The 16726-nt window shown below is 47.6% G+C and carries 12 protein-coding genes and 5 tRNA genes; 11 read left to right on the top strand and 6 right to left on the bottom strand.

All coding sequences use genetic code 11. The annotated features are described in order from the left end of the window. Positions 1 to 228 precede the first annotated feature (228 nt). The 4 genes from dxs (at position 229) to mqo (ending at position 5731) form a co-directional block, all read left to right on the top strand. A complete protein-coding gene (dxs, locus tag B0681_RS07455; RefSeq protein WP_078318114.1) occupies positions 229 to 2322 on the top strand; it encodes a 1-deoxy-D-xylulose-5-phosphate synthase in 2094 nt (697 codons plus the stop codon). An 87-nt stretch (positions 2323 to 2409) separates the two neighbouring features. Continuing rightward, the gene (locus tag B0681_RS07460; RefSeq protein WP_078318115.1) at positions 2410 to 3243 is read left to right on the top strand and encodes an inositol monophosphatase family protein; all 834 of its coding nucleotides are present in this window, start codon (positions 2410 to 2412) and stop codon (positions 3241 to 3243) included. A gap of 298 nt (positions 3244 to 3541) precedes the next feature. Continuing rightward, on the top strand, positions 3542 to 3682 hold the full coding sequence (locus B0681_RS10445; RefSeq protein ID WP_169835689.1) for a hypothetical protein: 141 nt from the start codon (positions 3542 to 3544) through the stop codon (positions 3680 to 3682). Positions 3683 to 4048: 366 nt separating this feature from the next. Then, positions 4049 to 5731 (top strand): malate dehydrogenase (quinone), encoded by a 1683-nt coding sequence (gene mqo / locus B0681_RS07465; protein WP_078318116.1) that lies wholly within the window; start codon positions 4049 to 4051, stop codon positions 5729 to 5731. Between the two features lie 279 nt (positions 5732 to 6010). On the opposite strand, the gene B0681_RS07470 is transcribed toward mqo, so the two are convergent. From B0681_RS07470 to B0681_RS07480, 3 genes are all read right to left on the bottom strand, one after another. Beyond that, positions 6011 to 6087 (bottom strand) — tRNA-Ile (locus B0681_RS07470). 76 nt (positions 6088 to 6163) lie between these two features. Continuing rightward, positions 6164 to 6248, bottom strand: a tRNA-Leu gene (locus B0681_RS07475). Between the two features lie 173 nt (positions 6249 to 6421). Further along, positions 6422 to 7447 carry an Lnb N-terminal periplasmic domain-containing protein gene (locus tag B0681_RS07480; protein WP_078318117.1) on the bottom strand — a complete coding sequence of 342 codons (1026 nt, stop codon included), beginning with the start codon at positions 7445 to 7447 and terminating at the stop codon, positions 6422 to 6424. 157 nt (positions 7448 to 7604) lie between these two features. Here B0681_RS07480 and B0681_RS07485 point away from each other — a divergent pair, with 157 nt between their 5' ends. The 6 genes from B0681_RS07485 (at position 7605) to B0681_RS07510 (ending at position 10879) form a co-directional block, all read left to right on the top strand. Then, positions 7605 to 7922, top strand: a complete 318-nt coding sequence (locus B0681_RS07485) for a rhodanese-like domain-containing protein (protein ID WP_078318118.1) — start codon at positions 7605 to 7607, stop codon at positions 7920 to 7922. Between the two features lie 150 nt (positions 7923 to 8072). Beyond that, positions 8073 to 8149: transfer RNA gene (locus B0681_RS07490), tRNA-Pro, on the top strand. 59 nt (positions 8150 to 8208) lie between these two features. Next, positions 8209 to 8285, top strand: a tRNA-Arg gene (locus B0681_RS07495). Positions 8286 to 8306: 21 nt separating this feature from the next. Then, a tRNA-His gene (locus tag B0681_RS07500) sits at positions 8307 to 8382 on the top strand. A 169-nt stretch (positions 8383 to 8551) separates the two neighbouring features. Next, positions 8552 to 9340, top strand: a complete 789-nt coding sequence (locus tag B0681_RS07505; protein WP_078318119.1) for a thiazole synthase — start codon at positions 8552 to 8554, stop codon at positions 9338 to 9340. 147 nt (positions 9341 to 9487) lie between these two features. Beyond that, positions 9488 to 10879, top strand: a complete 1392-nt coding sequence (locus B0681_RS07510) for a wax ester/triacylglycerol synthase family O-acyltransferase (protein WP_228143885.1) — start codon at positions 9488 to 9490, stop codon at positions 10877 to 10879. Positions 10880 to 10895: 16 nt separating this feature from the next. Here the strand turns inward: B0681_RS07510 and dinB are convergent, their stop codons facing one another. From dinB to metG, 3 genes are all read right to left on the bottom strand, one after another. Further along, on the bottom strand, positions 10896 to 11954 hold the full coding sequence (gene dinB / locus B0681_RS07515) for a DNA polymerase IV (protein WP_078318121.1): 1059 nt from the start codon (positions 11952 to 11954) through the stop codon (positions 10896 to 10898). 83 nt (positions 11955 to 12037) lie between these two features. After that, positions 12038 to 12736, bottom strand: coding sequence for a TIGR04219 family outer membrane beta-barrel protein (locus B0681_RS07520; protein WP_078318122.1), 699 nt, complete (start codon positions 12734 to 12736; stop codon positions 12038 to 12040). A gap of 52 nt (positions 12737 to 12788) precedes the next feature. Further along, positions 12789 to 14849 carry a methionine--tRNA ligase gene (metG, locus tag B0681_RS07525; protein WP_078318123.1) on the bottom strand — a complete coding sequence of 687 codons (2061 nt, stop codon included), beginning with the start codon at positions 14847 to 14849 and terminating at the stop codon, positions 12789 to 12791. Positions 14850 to 15221: 372 nt separating this feature from the next. On the opposite strand from metG, the gene cysS reads away from it, so the two are divergent. Continuing rightward, positions 15222 to 16673: a cysteine--tRNA ligase gene (gene cysS, locus B0681_RS07530; RefSeq protein ID WP_078318124.1), complete on the top strand. Its 1452-nt coding sequence runs from the start codon at positions 15222 to 15224 to the stop codon at positions 16671 to 16673. Positions 16674 to 16726: the final 53 nt, after the last annotated feature.

Raw genomic sequence — 16726 nt, forward strand, 5'->3', positions numbered from 1 at the left:
TATGATGTAAATAACGCACAAACATCAGTTTTTGATGAAAATTGTTAGAATAAATGGGGTTTTTCTAGCAAAAATAAAGGCTATCTTGTAAAATAGTCCATCTAATCATCGTTGATTGATTTTGGATGGTATCATCATCCAAAAATGGTTTGGCATCTGCCGTATTATGCCATACTCTTTTTGACGATGAAAAGCGAATTTATCAAAGCTCTTGGAATTTAGCGAATCATGTCTGATGTAGCCACTTCTAAAAAATCGTATCAAGCCAAAGTGTTCACCGAGCTTTTGGCAGAGCGTCCTGTTACGCCGATTTTGGATCGGGTGGCGTCGCCTGCCGATTTAAAGCACTTATCCAGCGATGAACTGATCCAGCTTGCCGATGAGTTGCGTGCGTATTTGCTATACTCAACAGGCGTAAGCGGTGGGCATTTTGGTGCCAATCTTGGCGTCGTTGAGCTGACGATTGCACTGCATACTGTGCTAAATACCCCTTATGATCAGCTCGTTTGGGATGTCGGTCATCAGGCCTATGCGCACAAGGTGCTGACAGGTCGCCGTGACCGCTTGCCAAGCATCCGCTCAAAAGATGGCTTGACAGCTTTTCCTGAGCGAAATGAGAGCGAATACGATACCTTTGGCGTGGGTCACTCATCAACATCCATCTCAGCAGCACTGGGCATGAGTCTGGCTGCTCGTCTGCTTGGCGAAAATCGCAAAGTGGCAGCTGTGATTGGTGATGGGGCGATGACAGGCGGTATGGCGTTTGAAGCGATGAATGATGCCGTGCAGCAAAATGCCGATTTGCTCGTCGTGCTCAATGATAACGATATGTCTATCTCAGCTGCGATTGGTGGATTTTCACGCCACTTGGCACGCCTATGGCAGCGGGGGCTTGCGATGGATATTGACAAGCATGGCAATATCTTGATGGTTAAGCGTGATATTTCATCTGATGATCGTCGTATTCGCCATTATCTACACATGGCAAACGAAGCTTTGGAAGATGTATCAAGCCGTCTGCCGAGTAAGATTGGCGAGAAAATCAGCGGTTTGTTTAGTGGTACGCCATTATCGCCACTGCCTGATAAGATTGCTGAGAAAATTGGCGATAAGCTATTTGCTGATAATTTGTTTAAGGCGATTGGTTTTACTTATCTTGGGCCATTTGATGGTCATGATTTGCCAAAGCTTGTCAGTGTGCTTGAGCGAGCAAGCCAGCTCAAAGGGGCGGTGCTGGTTCATGTGCATACGGTCAAAGGCAAAGGCTTTTTGCCGGCAGAAGCTGATCCGATTGGCTATCATGCCATTGGTAAATTGCCAAAAACTGCTGATGCATCGACTGCAAATCAGCCAAATAAGCCAAGCACACCTGCCAAAAAATACTCGCAAATCTTTGGCGACTGGCTGATGCACACCGCCAAAACCGATGATAAACTGGTCGCCATCACCCCTGCGATGGCGGAAGGCTCAGGTATGGTCGAGTATGCCAGTGCTTATCCTGAGCGGTTTTTTGATGTGGCGATCGCTGAGCAGCACGCTGTGACACTGGCAGCGGGTATGGCGACAAGTGTGCTAAAGCCAGTGGTGGCGATTTATTCGACATTTCTACAGCGTGGCTATGATCAGCTGATTCATGATGTGGCACTCCAAAATCTCGATGTCACCTTTGCCATCGACCGAGCGGGACTCGTGGGCGAAGATGGTGCGACACACGCCGGTGTGTTTGATTTGGCGTATTTGCGATGCGTACCGAATATCATCATCGCTGCACCAAGCGATGAACACGAGTGCCATCAGTTGTTAAATGCGTGTTATCAGCACCAAGGCACGGCAGCGGTGCGTTATCCACGGGGTAATGGCATTGGGCGAGCGGTGGATGTGGCAGATGCACCTGTACAGATTGGTCGGGCGAATGTCGTTTGGCAGTCGGATAATGTTGACACAGCACACGGTGGTAAGCTTGCCGTACTTGGCTTTGGCACACGCTTGGCCGATGCCAAAACTGCTGCCATGCGTTTGGCTGACAATGGTTTGGCGGTGGTTGTGGTTGATATGCGATGGGTGAAACCGCTAGATACTGCCCTGATTGATCAGTTGATCAGCTCAGGCGTAACTCATATCGCTACAGTCGAAGAGCATCAAATCGCAGGCGGTGCAGGCAGTGCAGTCAATGAATATGTGATTGCAAAGGGTCATCAAGTAACCCTTAAAAATCTTGGCATCACCGATCGCTTTATTGAGCACGCCAGCCATGAACAGCAGTTGGCTGCTTGCAGTTTGGATGCGGATGGGATTTATCAGTCTTTGGCAGATTGGCTATAAAAAAATTGCCCATTATCATGACGAATGATAATGTATTATTTAACTTTTATTTAAACTTTAGTCATTTACTTATTGAAAAGGTGAGTTATGGAACCGATGGTTGTCATGGCGGCAAATGCTGCCAAAAAAGTGGGTCATGAAATTTTGCGAGCGCATCAAAATCGCCACCGCCTAGATTTGGCGGTTGAGTCCAAGGGGCTGGATGGGCTTGTGACACAAATCGATCGTTATGCCGAAGAGCTGACCATCGCAACACTCAAAGAAAGCTACCCAAATCACTCTTATCTGGGCGAAGAATTTGGCCTACAAGAAGGTAAGGGCAATGATGCGGATTGGTGCTGGGTGATTGATCCTTTGGATGGCACCCAAAACTTCGTGCATGGCGTACCGCATTTTTGTGTATCAATCGCAGTCCAAAAAAATGGCGTCACCGAGCATGGCGTGGTCTATGATCCAGTGCGTGATGAGCTATTTTCAGCCAGTCGTGGCCGTGGTGCATTGATGAATCAGCGTCGCCTACAAGTCAGCGAACGCAAAACCATCGAAGGCGGTCTATTCACCACGGGTCATCCTTATGAGCGTATGGTCGGTGAAGAGCGTGTGAGCTTTGCTCGTCAGCATTTTGCCAGCCTGCAAGCCATCTGCGAAAATGGCGGTCAGGTACGCCGTTTCGGTTCGGCAGCACTTGATCTGTGCTATGTGGCAGCAGGTCGCTTTGATGGCTATTTTGAGATGTCACTAAAGCCATGGGATGTGGCGGCAGGTGAGCTGATTGTCACCGAAGCGCGTGGCGTCGTCGTCGATCACAAGGGTGCACCAAATGCGATGACCACAGGCTCAGTATTTGCGTGTAATATGAAACTGCTCAAGCCGTTGATGCAGCTTGTCGTACCACGCTGGGAAAATGCACTGATTGGCTAAGGTGAATCACTTCATAATGCTCGACAAGTTCGGGCATTTTTTATGGGTGATTGGCGACTCACCGAAGTAAATTGATAGTCATTTTCACTTAAATTCAATATTTCGCCAAATATGACAAAGTGTGTCAAAAATGAAACAAGTGTTTACACTTTATCGGGTCAAAATGGCAATTTGTCGTTGTGTACATTTGTTAACTTGGGTTATACTACATCCATCAAGTAACCGATATTCACAAGTTGCTCACGGATCAAATTCAAGCCGATCAGCTTGATTAAATAAAAAAATTATGGAGTTTCACATGACACAGCCAAAACGCCAAATCATCGAAATGAACATCCTATCAAAAGGCAAAGAACAGCCGATCACAAGCGAGATGATCGCAGCTGTCCTAAAAAAACTGGCCAAAGGCAATGCTGAACCACTGCCGATGACTGCCTAAGCGATTGATTGATCTAGCACAGATGGTGTGAGTGTTTTATATTGTCATCGGTATCTGATGCTTGGTTTATTCTTAGACACATTCTTATCCGCGCGATAACTCGCAATCAATTTGAAAGTTTCTCCAAGCCGTTCTCGGTTTTTCAAGCAGACTTACCGTCCTTGTTGGGCGGTTTGTTTGTTTTGGGTGGCCTAAGCCAAATCGATGCGCGTTCACAGTTTTGTTACATATTGTGAGATTTGCTGATTTTTTGGGATAATGGCTTTATAATAGCCAAGTTTTGGATGCACTTAGCCGAATGGCGGGTGCATATTTTTTTGTCTTTTGGCAGTATTTGGCCAAAGATCTTAGTATTAGTTGTTAATTATGAAAAAATTTTTACGCATTTTGGCAGTACTCATCGTTTTGGTGTTGATTGCTGTGTTGATTTTCTTATTTCGCAATGTCGCAACCAAGCCCGTTGAAAGCGCCAGTGATGAGCCAGTCGTCGATGCAGTGCTGATCGGTGGCGGCATCATGAGTGCGACTTTGGGCACTTATTTAAATGAGCTTGAGCCAGATTGGCAGATCCATATGTATGAGCGCTTGGATAAAGTTGGCCAAGAAAGCTCAAACGGCTTTCACAATGCCGGCACGGGCCATTCAGGCTTTATGGAGATGAACTACACCGTCGAGGGTGAGGATGGCAGCATCGACATCGAGCGCGCTGAGAAGATTGCCGCTCAGTTTGAGGTCGCCAAGCAATTTTGGTCTCATCAGGTCAAAGAAGGCCGCTTGGGTACGCCATCAAGCTTTATCAACCCTGTGCCGCACATTGCCTTTGTGTGGGGCGATCAAGTGGACTTCCTAAAGCGCCGCCATCAAGCAATGATTCAATCACCGCTGTTTAGCGACATGACTTATACCGAAGATAAAGCTGAGATCGCCAAGTGGGCGCCTTTGGTGATGCAAGGCCGTGATGCCACTCAACAGGTCGCTGCCACCCGCATGGATGTCGGTACTGATGTCAACTATGGCGCCATCACCACGCAGCTGATCGATGGCCTAACCAAGAAGCCAAACTTTAAGCTGTCCTCAAATAGCGAAGTCACAGGCATCAGTCGTAATGAGGATCAGACTTGGACAGTGAGCGTTAAAAATCTGCAAACTGGCGAAACCACGCACACCAAAACACGCTTTGTTTTTGTCGGTGCAGGCGGCGCAGCGATTAAGCTTTTGCAGTACACAGGCTTACCTGAGAGCAAATATTATGCAGGCTTCCCAGTCGGTGGTCTGTTCTTGATGACTGACAAGCCTGAGATCGTCGCGGCGCATAACGCCAAAGTGTATGGCAAGGCTGAGCTTGGTGCGCCTCCAATGTCGGTGCCGCACATCGATACACGCTACATCGATGGCAAGCAGTATGTGTTATTTGGCCCATTTGCTACTTATTCTAATAAGTTTCTTAAAAATGGATCACAGCTTGATCTGATCAACTCAGCCACCAAGGACAATGCTTTTCCAATGGCGAAAATCGGTCTTGAGAATACCGATTTGGTGAAATACCTGATCAGCCAAGTGATGCTTAGTGATGCCGAGCGTCTAAAAGAGCTGCAAAAGTACTATCCAGAGGCCAAACTTGAAGACTGGAAGGCATTCCAAGGTGGACAGCGCGTACAGATTATCAAGCAGCTACCAAACGAAGCGGCCAAATTGCAGTTCGGTACTGAGATTTTCAGTTCAGAAGATGGTACAGTCACAGCACTGCTGGGCGCATCACCTGGTGCATCGACTTCACCGCACATCTTGCTAAATCTGCTAGAAAAGGCCTTCCCAGAGCAAGTCGCTGGCAAATGGCAAGCTAAGATCCAGCAGATCATCCCATCGTACGGTAAAGATTTGGCCAAAGATCCAGCATTGCTTGATCAAGTTCGCACTGAAACCAGCCGAACTTTGGGCTTGGTATATACTCCAAAGGGTACACAGGCGCTGCCTGCACCGACGGATGCCGCTGCCATTGCAGCCTTAAACGAAACCTCGCATGAGGTGACGATCCCTGTAGCTCGTTAATTTACAAAAAAGCCAAGCATTTGCTTGGCTTTTTTGATGGCTGTTTGGGTGGTGTAATAAGACTGGTTGTGTGTGCGATAACAGGCAGTCGGATGTCATGAAGGCTATCAATGCCATACTCAAAAGGCATGGCTTTGACAAGATAAAGCGGATACATTTAGTTAATGAAATGATGGGCAGGGCGTGCTTTTTTATAGCACATGACAAAATAACCAAAGAAAGTAGGGCGATGACTAAAAACTGCCCAACAAAAAAACTTCGTGTCAATCAAAGAAGAGATGGTAGGCCCAGCAGGGCTCGAACCTGCGACCAAAGGATTATGAGTCCTCTGCTCTAACCGACTGAGCTATAGGCCCGTATGGGGAATCTGCCCACAGACTGCTGCATGCAGATAATAAAAAAACCAATGATCACTCACTGGCTTTTTAAATTTGGTGGGGTCGGAGAGACTCGAACTCTCACACCTCGCGGCGCTGGAACCTAAATCCAGTGCGTCTACCAATTCCGCCACGACCCCAAGTTGTTATATCAAGTAGCGCATCAGCGCGTCGTCTTGATGTTGCGTATTATATAGGGTTTTTAAATTTTGGCAAGCATTTTTTGATAAAAATGATGACAATTTGATAAAAAATCCATAAGTCATTGATTTTAATTATAAAATTAAATAAATTCATGTGTCGTGTCCAAACATCATAGATCTTCACGGATTTTTTTGGAAAAATCATGGCTTGTGATCGGGTTTTGGTGGTGGTATTGCTGGACTTTGGGATTGATAAAAGCTCGGCTTTTGTTGGCTTGTGGATCTTTTGAGCCATCGATGATGCCAATGTCCATCAAAAATTCTGGCAGGCGACCTGAGGCCAGCACGCGATAATCTTTTGGGATGTCGCGTACTGATCGCCACAAATCAAAAATCGCGGTGGTGCAATTATCGCTTAAGGTGTTATACCAGCTTGGCGTGTGTCTGAGCGCATCGGCAGCCTGTAGATAGGCCAAAAACAGCGCGCGCATCTCATCTTTTGGCACTGATAATGGATACAGATAGACGCGCTCACCACGCACATTACTGCGGGTGTAGATGATGTCTTTTTCGTCGGCGGCGATGAGTGTCATTTCATATTGACGAAAAAACCCACCGATGGATGAAAACTGCTCGCCGATTTCTTTTCTGATTTCAAAGGAAAACACCACGCGCTCGCCATCTGCAAAACCAAAGGACATGAGCGTGTGTGCGATGTTGTCATTTGACCAAATTGATAAGATAAGATCTAGGCTGTCAAGCTGCGCCAAATCATACTGGCGCGTCTGCCAGCGCGGCACATACTCAGTTTCGCTGATCCACTCAAAATTGCGAACATTCTGAATGGTCACCACATCGCCTTGAATCTCATGCACAAGCTGCATGGCGACCTCATCCTGCCAAGCACGATCATTGCTGGGTTTTTGGGCATATAGCCACACGCTGATGGTAGCGAGCAGCAGCACAAGGCTCATCGTGCGCGCGGTTTTGGTTTGGTAAATACCGGCCGCATAGATCAGTGTTAAGGCGGCAATCGTAGGATAAGTGGCCATACCCATCGGCTTATGAATCAGCAACGCCATCGCGCCCCACGCTGTCCATAGACCCAAGCCTGTCTGCATGCCAAGCATCTTTAGGCGATTGGGCGATGGCTTTTGGATGGGTTTGGCTGAACTTGGATGGATGTGATGAACCATGCATACCACCGTACAAAATCGTTAGCGAATATAAAAAGGTTTTATCATCATAGCACATATGATAGACTGGTGCATATGATTATAAAGTCTTATTATAAGTCAGCTTTTGGCCAGCCGATCGATGCAGCCGACAAGCTTATCATGTAAAGGAGCAAGTATGATTACCACTTTAGACATCAGCGAATTTCAACCAAGCAGTGACAAAACCATCTGGGATGTCAGAGATGCGGATAACTATCAACAAGGCCACATCGAACATGCCATCAATCACCCTTTGGATACCCTAGATAAGTCACTGCTCGACCGCACCACTGGGGATGTGTATGTGCTGTGCGGCGGTGGTACTAAGGCGCAAAAAGCAGCCGAGCGATTAAATGAACTTGACCCTACGCGCAGCATCATCCATCTGACTGGCGGCACACGCGCTGCCATCGCCATCGGGATGACCATCGTGCGTGAGGATGATTCTGTCTAAGATGCTAGTAATAAATTATATATAAATCAATAATTTATGAAATTTATCACATTTTTTGAAAATTAGTTGTTGACACTTTTGGGTCTTAGTTGTATTATACGCACCACAACGACGAGCTGATGAATAAAAAGCTGGTCGTCACCAAAAGATCGGAGTGTAGCGCAGCTTGGTAGCGCATCTGGTTTGGGACCAGAGGGTCGGGGGTTCGAATCCCTCCACTCCGACCATCTTTTAAAGCCGAACAGGCTTTTTTTGTTGGTGAAAACTGACATACTAAGCCACTCGAGCGCCTGTAGCTCAGTTGGATAGAGCATCTGCCTTCTAAGCAGGTGGTCGCAGGTTCGAATCCTGCCAGGCGCGCCATATGCCTGAAAGTTTATTATGGCGGCTATAGCTCAGTTGGTAGAGCCCCGGGTTGTGATCTCGGTTGTCGTGGGTTCGAGTCCCATTAGTCGCCCCATATTCTAAGCCCATCGATGATATCGGTGGGTTTTTTGTTGTCTTAAACTTAATTTTTTTGTGCCATTTTTGGGCTTAGTTATCTTACCAAAAATACTTTACCAATGCTGGGATTGCCGTTATACTGTACGATATTTGAGCAACTCATTCATGATAGATAAGGATTTGCCATGAGCGCAGAATTACTCACCATCGGGTCACGCACCTTTAGCTCTCGCCTGCTTGTCGGTACAGGCAAGTACAAGGATTTAAACGAAACTGCTGCTGCCATCGATGCCAGCGGCGCCGAGATTGTCACGGTTGCCATTCGCCGCACCAATATCGGTCAGCATAAAAATGAACCAAATCTGCTCGATGTCATCTCACCAGAGCGTTATACCATTTTGCCAAATACCGCTGGCTGCTTTGATGCTGATAGTGCTGTGCGTACCTGTATGCTGGCTCGTGAGCTGCTTGATGGCCATAATCTGGTCAAGCTAGAAGTGCTGGGTGATGATCAGAATCTGTACCCCAATGTCATCGAAACTGTCAAAGCCGCCAAGGTGCTGATTGATGATGGCTTTGAGGTGATGGTTTATACCTCAGACGACCCGATCGTCGCCAAAGAGCTTGAAAGCATGGGCTGTGTTGCCATCATGCCGCTTGGTAGCCTGATCGGCTCAGGACTTGGTCTGCTAAACCGCCATACCCTAAGCCTCATCATCGAGCAGACACAAGTACCTGTTCTTGTTGATGCTGGCGTCGGCACTGCCTCAGATGCTGCCATCGCCATGGAGCTTGGCTGTGATGGCGTACTGATGAACACCGCCATCGCTCATGCCAAGCAGCCTATCTTGATGGCATCTGCGATGAAGCACGCCGTCATTGCAGGCCGTGAAGCATTCTTAGCAGGCCGTATGCCAGCTCGTTATATGGCACAAGCCAGCAGTCCGCAGACGGGGTATTTTTTCACATCATGAGCCACCATGCTGATCGTACCGCCTGATCTTTTGGGCGATGTGCGATCTATCTTGAGGGTTGGTTTGGCTAAGGGTGCTTAGAAAATTTTAAAATCCTCAAAAAAGTCACTTATCAAGTGAGGCAAATTTTGCTATCATGAAGCATTTTTGGATCTTAAGGATGGTCAAGTGCGCGCGGTTGGCATAGTCGATTCACTGTTTTTATTCTTAGAAAATGCCAAGCAGCCCATGCATGTCGCAGGGGTTTGTGTGTTTGAGCTGCCTGATGATCATGATGAGCATTATTTTAATGAGCTGATCAGCCAAATTGACACAGATGCTTTGCCTAATTTTCCTTTTAATCAAGTGCTGCACCGTGGGGTGATGTGGCGCAATATCCGCAAATTTCATATCCATCACCATTGTCACTATCATCATTTAAAAACCGCCAAGATGAGTGAGGCGCTGGCGCAGATCTCAAGGCTGCACGAACGCAGGCTTGATCGCAGCCGCCCACTGTGGGAGCTGCATTTGTTTGATAATTTGGAGCCTGAATATGAGGGTGGCTCTAAGCGCTTTATTTTATATATCAAAGTGCATCATACACTGATGGATGGTGTGGCGGCGATGCGCCTGTTTCAACGCTCGCTGTCGCATCTGCCGGATGAGCGCCTGTCTCAGCCGCTTTGGCTGCGCAATATCCGTAATAAAAAAAGCAGCTTTGCCATCGAGCATAGAAGATGGCGCGATCGCCTAAAAGATCAGCTGCATGGCGTATGGCCTGTGTCCTCTGAGCTTTTGCGCGATTATCAAACCTCTCAACAAACCTTATCCAATACAGATGCTGTCGATTTTATCAGCAGTCTCAACGCGCCAGAATCGATGTTCAATCAGCGCATCGGCACCAGCCGCCATCTGTCGATCATCGCTCTTGAAAAGGCGCGCTTTGTCCGTGTGGCTCGGCGATTGTCGGTATCGACCAATGACATGATTTTGGCGGTCTGCGCTCAGGCGTTAAGAGAATATTTGCTGTCGCAACATGCATTGCCTGAGGATCCATTGATCGCCTTTGTGCCGACCTCACTGCGCAAAAATAACACCGCCATCGGCAACCAAATCTCATTTGTTCCAACCAACTTAGGGACGCATAGCCCCGATCCAGAGCATCGCCTGCAGCTAATCCATCAAAGCATGCAAGCAGGTAAGGCGCGCATCGCTCGCATGACGCAGTCGCAGTTTATCAATTACACCGCCGCGCACTATGCATGGGCAGGAGTGAATTTGGCGACGCGTTTATATCCTAAAAAACAAGCCTTTAATCTCATCATCTCCAATGTGCCAGGCGATGATACGCCGCTGTACCTAAATGGCGCCAAATTACAAGCTGCTTATCCAGTTTCGGTGCTGTTTGATGGCCAAGCGCTGAACATCAGCTTCACCAATTATCAAGATCGGATTGATTTTGGTATCACTGCTTGTCAATCAACGCTGCCAAACATCCAGTCTTTGACCTCGCTGATCGCCAAAGCGCTCGATGATTATGAAAATCTGTCCAGTTGATGGCTCTTGGCCTGAACTAAAACAGAGCCAGCTGCACCTCACGCTGAGATGAATCAAGATTTGAAAAAGTGACGCCTACCAAGCGAATCGGCTGCGTGCGTGGAATGTCGCGAAACAGCTGCACCAGCCACTGATAGGCCAAATCTGCGCTGGTATAAGCCGATGGCAGTGAGTGGCTGCGAGTGATCTGGCTAAAATCAGCGTATTTGATTTTTAGCGTCACCGTATGGGCTTGTAGTTGCCTTTTATTGAGATCATCAAAAGCTTCTTCGGCTTGTTCTCGGATTTTTTGTAATAAGATCTCATCTCGATGAATATTCTGCCCAAAGGTCACCTCAGAGCCGACAGATTTTCGCACGCGATCAGGTTTAACTTGGCGTTCATCGATGCCATGCGCGATGTCATGATAAAATTGGCCGCGCTTTTGACCGAATAATGCCACCAAAGTCTCAAGCGGTGTCAAGCGCAGCTGCCTGCCATTGTGTACCCCGATTTCATGCAATCGCTGACTGCTGGCACGACCGATCCCGTGAAATCGTTCAATCGGCAGGCTGTCGATCAGTGCTTGAGCGTGTTCGGGTGGGATGATGGTGATGCCATTGGGCTTGTTGATGTCAGAGGCGATTTTGGCAAGCATTTTGGTGCTTGAGACGCCAGCGGATGCGGTGAGTCCTGTGGCGGTGTATATGTCTTGGCGCAGTTTTTGGGCGATGGCGGTTGCCGAACCATGGATGTGCCAGACATCGCTGACATCAAGATAGGCTTCATCAAGCGATAAAGGCTCAACCAGTGGTGTGATGGCGTGCATCAGTGCTTGGATCTGCTGACTGACCGCGCGATACGCATCAAAACGCGGCCGCACAAAAATTGCATGAGGGCAGCGGCGACGCGCCTCAGAGCAGCTCATCGCTGAGCGGATACCGTATTGACGGGCTTCATAGCTGGCAGCGGCGACCACCCCGCGCCCATTGGGATCGCCACCGACGATGAGCGGCTTGCCACGCAGTGTAGGATTGTCCCGTTGTTCGACACTGGCAAAGAAGGCATCCATGTCGATGTGAATGATTTTTCGCATGGCTTATTATACCTTACAGCGAGCCAAACAAAAAGCGCATCACCGAAATGATGCGCTTTGCTTGGGATGATCGAGTTTGACCATTAAAAATGCACTTCAACACCGACATAAGGGCCTTTAAAGTCCGCCTTATATGGTACTTGGCTGCCAAAAACATTGCCAAGATATTTCACATCCATCTCATCATAATCCAATGACAGCACACGATAGCCACCTTTGATGCCAAGATCGATGGCAGCGGTCTTAACAAAGTCGTATTTGATTTCAGCTTGCGCATCGGTGGCTTTGACATTACTGCCAACGCCGACACCAAGCTCAGCTTTGGCAGACAGACCGGTAAACGGCAGCTTAGCACCGACAGATGCATACGCCATTGGCAAGGTCTTATTCAGATCCAGCGTCGCGCCGCCTGTGTATTTGACATCGCCTGAGATACGCTTGGCGCCTAGGCCCAGATCGACGCTCACCACATTATCCAGAATTTCATAATAAGCAATGGCATCGGTACTGGTAAATGCCACTTCATCACGGGCGATGGCGGTGTTTTGGCTGTGGCTGATGTCAGCATGACGCACGCGCACATTCGGGATCAGTGGCACGCCGTGCTCTAGGCTTGCCGATAGCATATAGTTGCCTTCATCATCAAAGCTTTGCTTGCTGCCATTATCGGTGATGTCGGCAGAAGTATGCCAATAGTTGGCATCAGCATACAGACCGTATAGGGTGTCAGCCTGTGCAGTGCTTGCGATCAGTAGTGCGGTTGCGATTGCGATTTTTTTCATAAATAACACTCAAATGATGCCCCATCGATGATAGGGCAGGTTGGGGAAATAATTATGCCAAAGTAGCACCGATTGGCATGGTGTCAGGTAGGGTGATGACGGTTAATTGACCGTCTTTTTCGGCGGATAAAATCATGCCTTCAGAGATGCCAAATTTCATCTTGCGTGGTGCTAGATTGGTTACGCAGACGACTTTTTTGCCGGTTAGCTCTTCAGGTTTATAAAACTTAGCAATACCGCTAAAGACATTGCGGGTGGTTTCTTCACCGACATCTAGGGTGAATTGTAAAAGCTTATCAGCACCTTCGACATGATTACACTCAATGACATGGGCAACTTTCATTGTCACTTTGGCAAAATCATCAATACCGATAAATTCACCAGTTGCCCCAGTCGATGTCTCAGCAGTTTTAGCTTTGTTCGCTTTGTTATTCGCTTGATTGTTTGGTTTTTCAAGGCTTTCTTTGGATGCATTCACCATCGCATCGACTTTGTCTTTTTCGACACGGCTCATCAGTGGGCTAAAGGCGTTGATGGTGTGATTGACCAAATGCGTGTGGCGAGTATCAAAGGCAAGGCTATCGACATTCAAGAAGCTGCGGGCATTCTCAGATAAGATAGGCAAAATCGGCGCCAGATAAATCACAAGCTTATGGAAAATGTTCAAAGCTACAGTACAAACTGCTTGCACTTCTTCGGTTTTACCTTCTTTGTTTAGTGCCCATGGTTTATGCGTATCAATATATTCGTTTGCTTTATCAGCACACGCCATGATTAAGCGGGTGGCACGGCCAAATTCACGCGCTTCATAGGCAGCCATGATGTCGCTACCTGCATCGATGATTTCTTGTACCAAGGCAGGTTCTGATAGAGTATCCGCCAATTTGCCGTCGTTATTTTTGTGGATAAAACCTGCGCAACGAGAAGCGATATTGACCACTTTACCGACCAAATCTGAGTTAACTTTTTGCATAAAGTCTTCAAGGTCAAGGTTAAGATCTTCGACACTTGCCGATAATTTACTTGCAAAATAATAGCGCAGATATTCAGGGTTGAGATTCTCAAGATAAGTTTCAGCTTTGATGAATGTGCCGCGAGACTTACTCATCTTCTCACCATTGACGGTCAAAAAGCCGTGTGCATTGATGGCGGTCGGTGTGCGAAGTCCAGCACCTTCGAGCATCGCAGGCCAAAACAGCGCATGGAAATAAACGATGTCTTTACCGATGAAATGATACAGTTCGGTTGTACTGTCCTTTTTCCAGTATTCATCAAAATCCATGCCTGTGCGATCACACAGATTTTTGAAGCTTGCCATATAGCCAACTGGGGCATCTAGCCAAACATAAAAATATTTGTCTGGCTCACCAGCGGGTGTATTAGGGATTTTAAAGCCAAAATACGGTGCATCACGGCTGATGTCCCACGGTGCAAGACCTGCTTCAAACCATTCAGACAGCTTATTATAAATCGCTGATTGCAAGCGGTTATCACCTTTAGTCCAAGTCTTCAAAAATGCTTCAAACTTTGGCAAATCAAAGAAATAATGCTTGGAAGATTTGATGACAGGTGCGGTGTTGCTCAATGTCGAATACGGGTTTTTTAGCTCAGTGGCATTATAGGTGCTTGAGCAAACTTCGCAGTTGTCGCCGTATTGGTCCTTTGCACCACACTCAGGGCATTCGCCTTTGACGAAGCGGTCAGCTAGGAATAAGCCTTTTTCGGTGTCAAATAATTGCTCGACATCTTTGGTAAAGATATAGCCACCTTGCTCAAGCTTGGTGTAGATGGCTTGTGAAAAATGTTCATTTTCTGGACTGTGTGTCGAGTGATAATTATCAAAACCGATATGAAAGCCAGCAAAGTCTTTTTCGTGTGAGGCTTTGACGGTAGCGATTTGCTCTTCGGGCGTGATGCCATTGGCTTCGGCTTTTAGCATGATGGCGGTGCCGTGTGCATCATCAGCACAGACATAAGTGACCGTATGCCCCATGGCTTTCATGGCACGCACCCAAATGTCCGTCTGAATGTATTCGACCAAATGCCCTAGGTGAATCGGGCCATTGGCATAAGGCAAGGCACTGGTAACAAGAATTTTGCGATTGGTTGTCATATCGAGCATTCCAAGATTTTAATAGATGTTAAAAATATCCGTATTATAGCCGAATTTTGGCGCAAAATCACCCATAACCGCCATCAGCGCATCACTTGTGATTTGACTTTGCGACTTGAGCCTAGCGTCTTAAATGCAGTCGATCTGCACAACAGGTGAATGGTTTTGGCTTAAAGCCAAAAAACAAGATAGGCGCATCCAGTTGCACATCGCTGTCAAATTTACGCCATCATTTAATGCTAGTCGTTGATCAAATCAGCCAAAAACTGCATCCATATGATGGGTTTTTGCTGAAATGTTTGGCGAATTTTGCTATGATAAGCGGCATAAATTCACCCATATTTCACTCATTGACTATACTATGGATTTTTCATGACAGCCACAGCACTCACGCGCACCCAAGCAGATTTGGTTTTATATGACACTCTAAGCGCCACCAAGCGACCATTTACGCCGATGCAGGCAGGACAGGTGGGCATTTATGTTTGTGGCATGACGGTCTATGACTATTGTCACATGGGACATGCGCGCGTCATGGTGGGCTTTGATGTCATCACCCGTTGGCTGCGCGCCATCGGCTATCAAGTCAATTATGTGCGTAATATCACCGACATCGATGATAAGATCATCAACCGCGCCAATGAAAATGGTGAGAGCATCACCGAGTTGACCGATCGCTTCATCACTGCGATGTGGCAAGATGAAAAGGCGCTGGGCTGCCGCAGTCCTGATCGCGAGCCTAGAGCGACCGAGCATATCGAGGACATGCAGCAGCTGATCGACACACTGATGGTAAAGAATCTGGCTTATCAAGGCGCAGGCGGCGATGTGTATTATGCCGTGGATCGTTTTGATGGCTATGGCAAGCTATCTAAGCGCAAGCTTGATGAGATGCAAGCGGGCGCATCAGAGCGTGTGACAGCGGCAGATGATAAACAGCATCCATTTGACTTTGTACTGTGGAAATCTGCCAAGCCATCAGAGCCGCATTGGCCATCGCCGTGGGGCTTGGGTCGCCCAGGGTGGCACATCGAATGCAGTGCGATGAGTACTTGCTGTCTTGGTGAGACCTTTGATATTCATGGCGGTGGGCATGATTTGCAATTCCCGCACCACGAAAACGAAATCGCTCAATCCGAGGGTGCCAGTGGCAAAACCTATGCCAATAACTGGATGCACATGGGCTTTATTAATATCGATGGCGAGAAGATGAGTAAGTCTTTGGGCAATTTCTTCACCATCCGTGATGTGCTAAAGAAATTCAACCCTGAAGCGGTGCGGTTTTTCTTATTATCCAGCCATTATCGCAGCCCTGTCAATTTTTCAGATGCCGCGCTCAAAGAAAGCCACACGGCACTGACGCGTCTGTATCAGGCGCTCAAATCTGCTGAGATGTACAGCGATATTGATGTCGATGAGGCGGCATGGTCAAGCGAGGCAGGGCAGGCATTTGCAGCGGCGATGAATGATGATTTTAATACTGCCAAGGCCGTAAGCGTGCTGTTCGGTGTGGCAGGCGAGGTGAATCGCGCCATCAAATCAGACGATCAACAGACCGCGGTGGCGCAGGCGCGCATCCTCAAAACCTTGGCCAGTGTCCTAAATATCGTTCAGACCTCACCAAGCCAATTTCTACAGGCCAGAATCGATGGTGATGCCAAAGACGGCATGAGTGATCGCGATATCGCCGCCAAAATCGCTGAGCGCGCCGAAGCTAAAGCCAATAAAGACTTTGCCAAAGCTGATGCCATCCGTGAAGCGTTAAAAGCACTGGGCATTGAGCTAGAAGATAGCCGAGCAGGCACGACTTGGCGTCGGGTGTGATAGATCTCTTTACTTTCTTTTGGTTGGATGATGGTTATGATAAGCCCAAAATC

Origin of the sequence: Moraxella porci DSM 25326 (assembly GCF_002014855.1) — a bacterium.
Lineage (GTDB): Bacteria > Pseudomonadota > Gammaproteobacteria > Pseudomonadales > Moraxellaceae > Moraxella > Moraxella porci.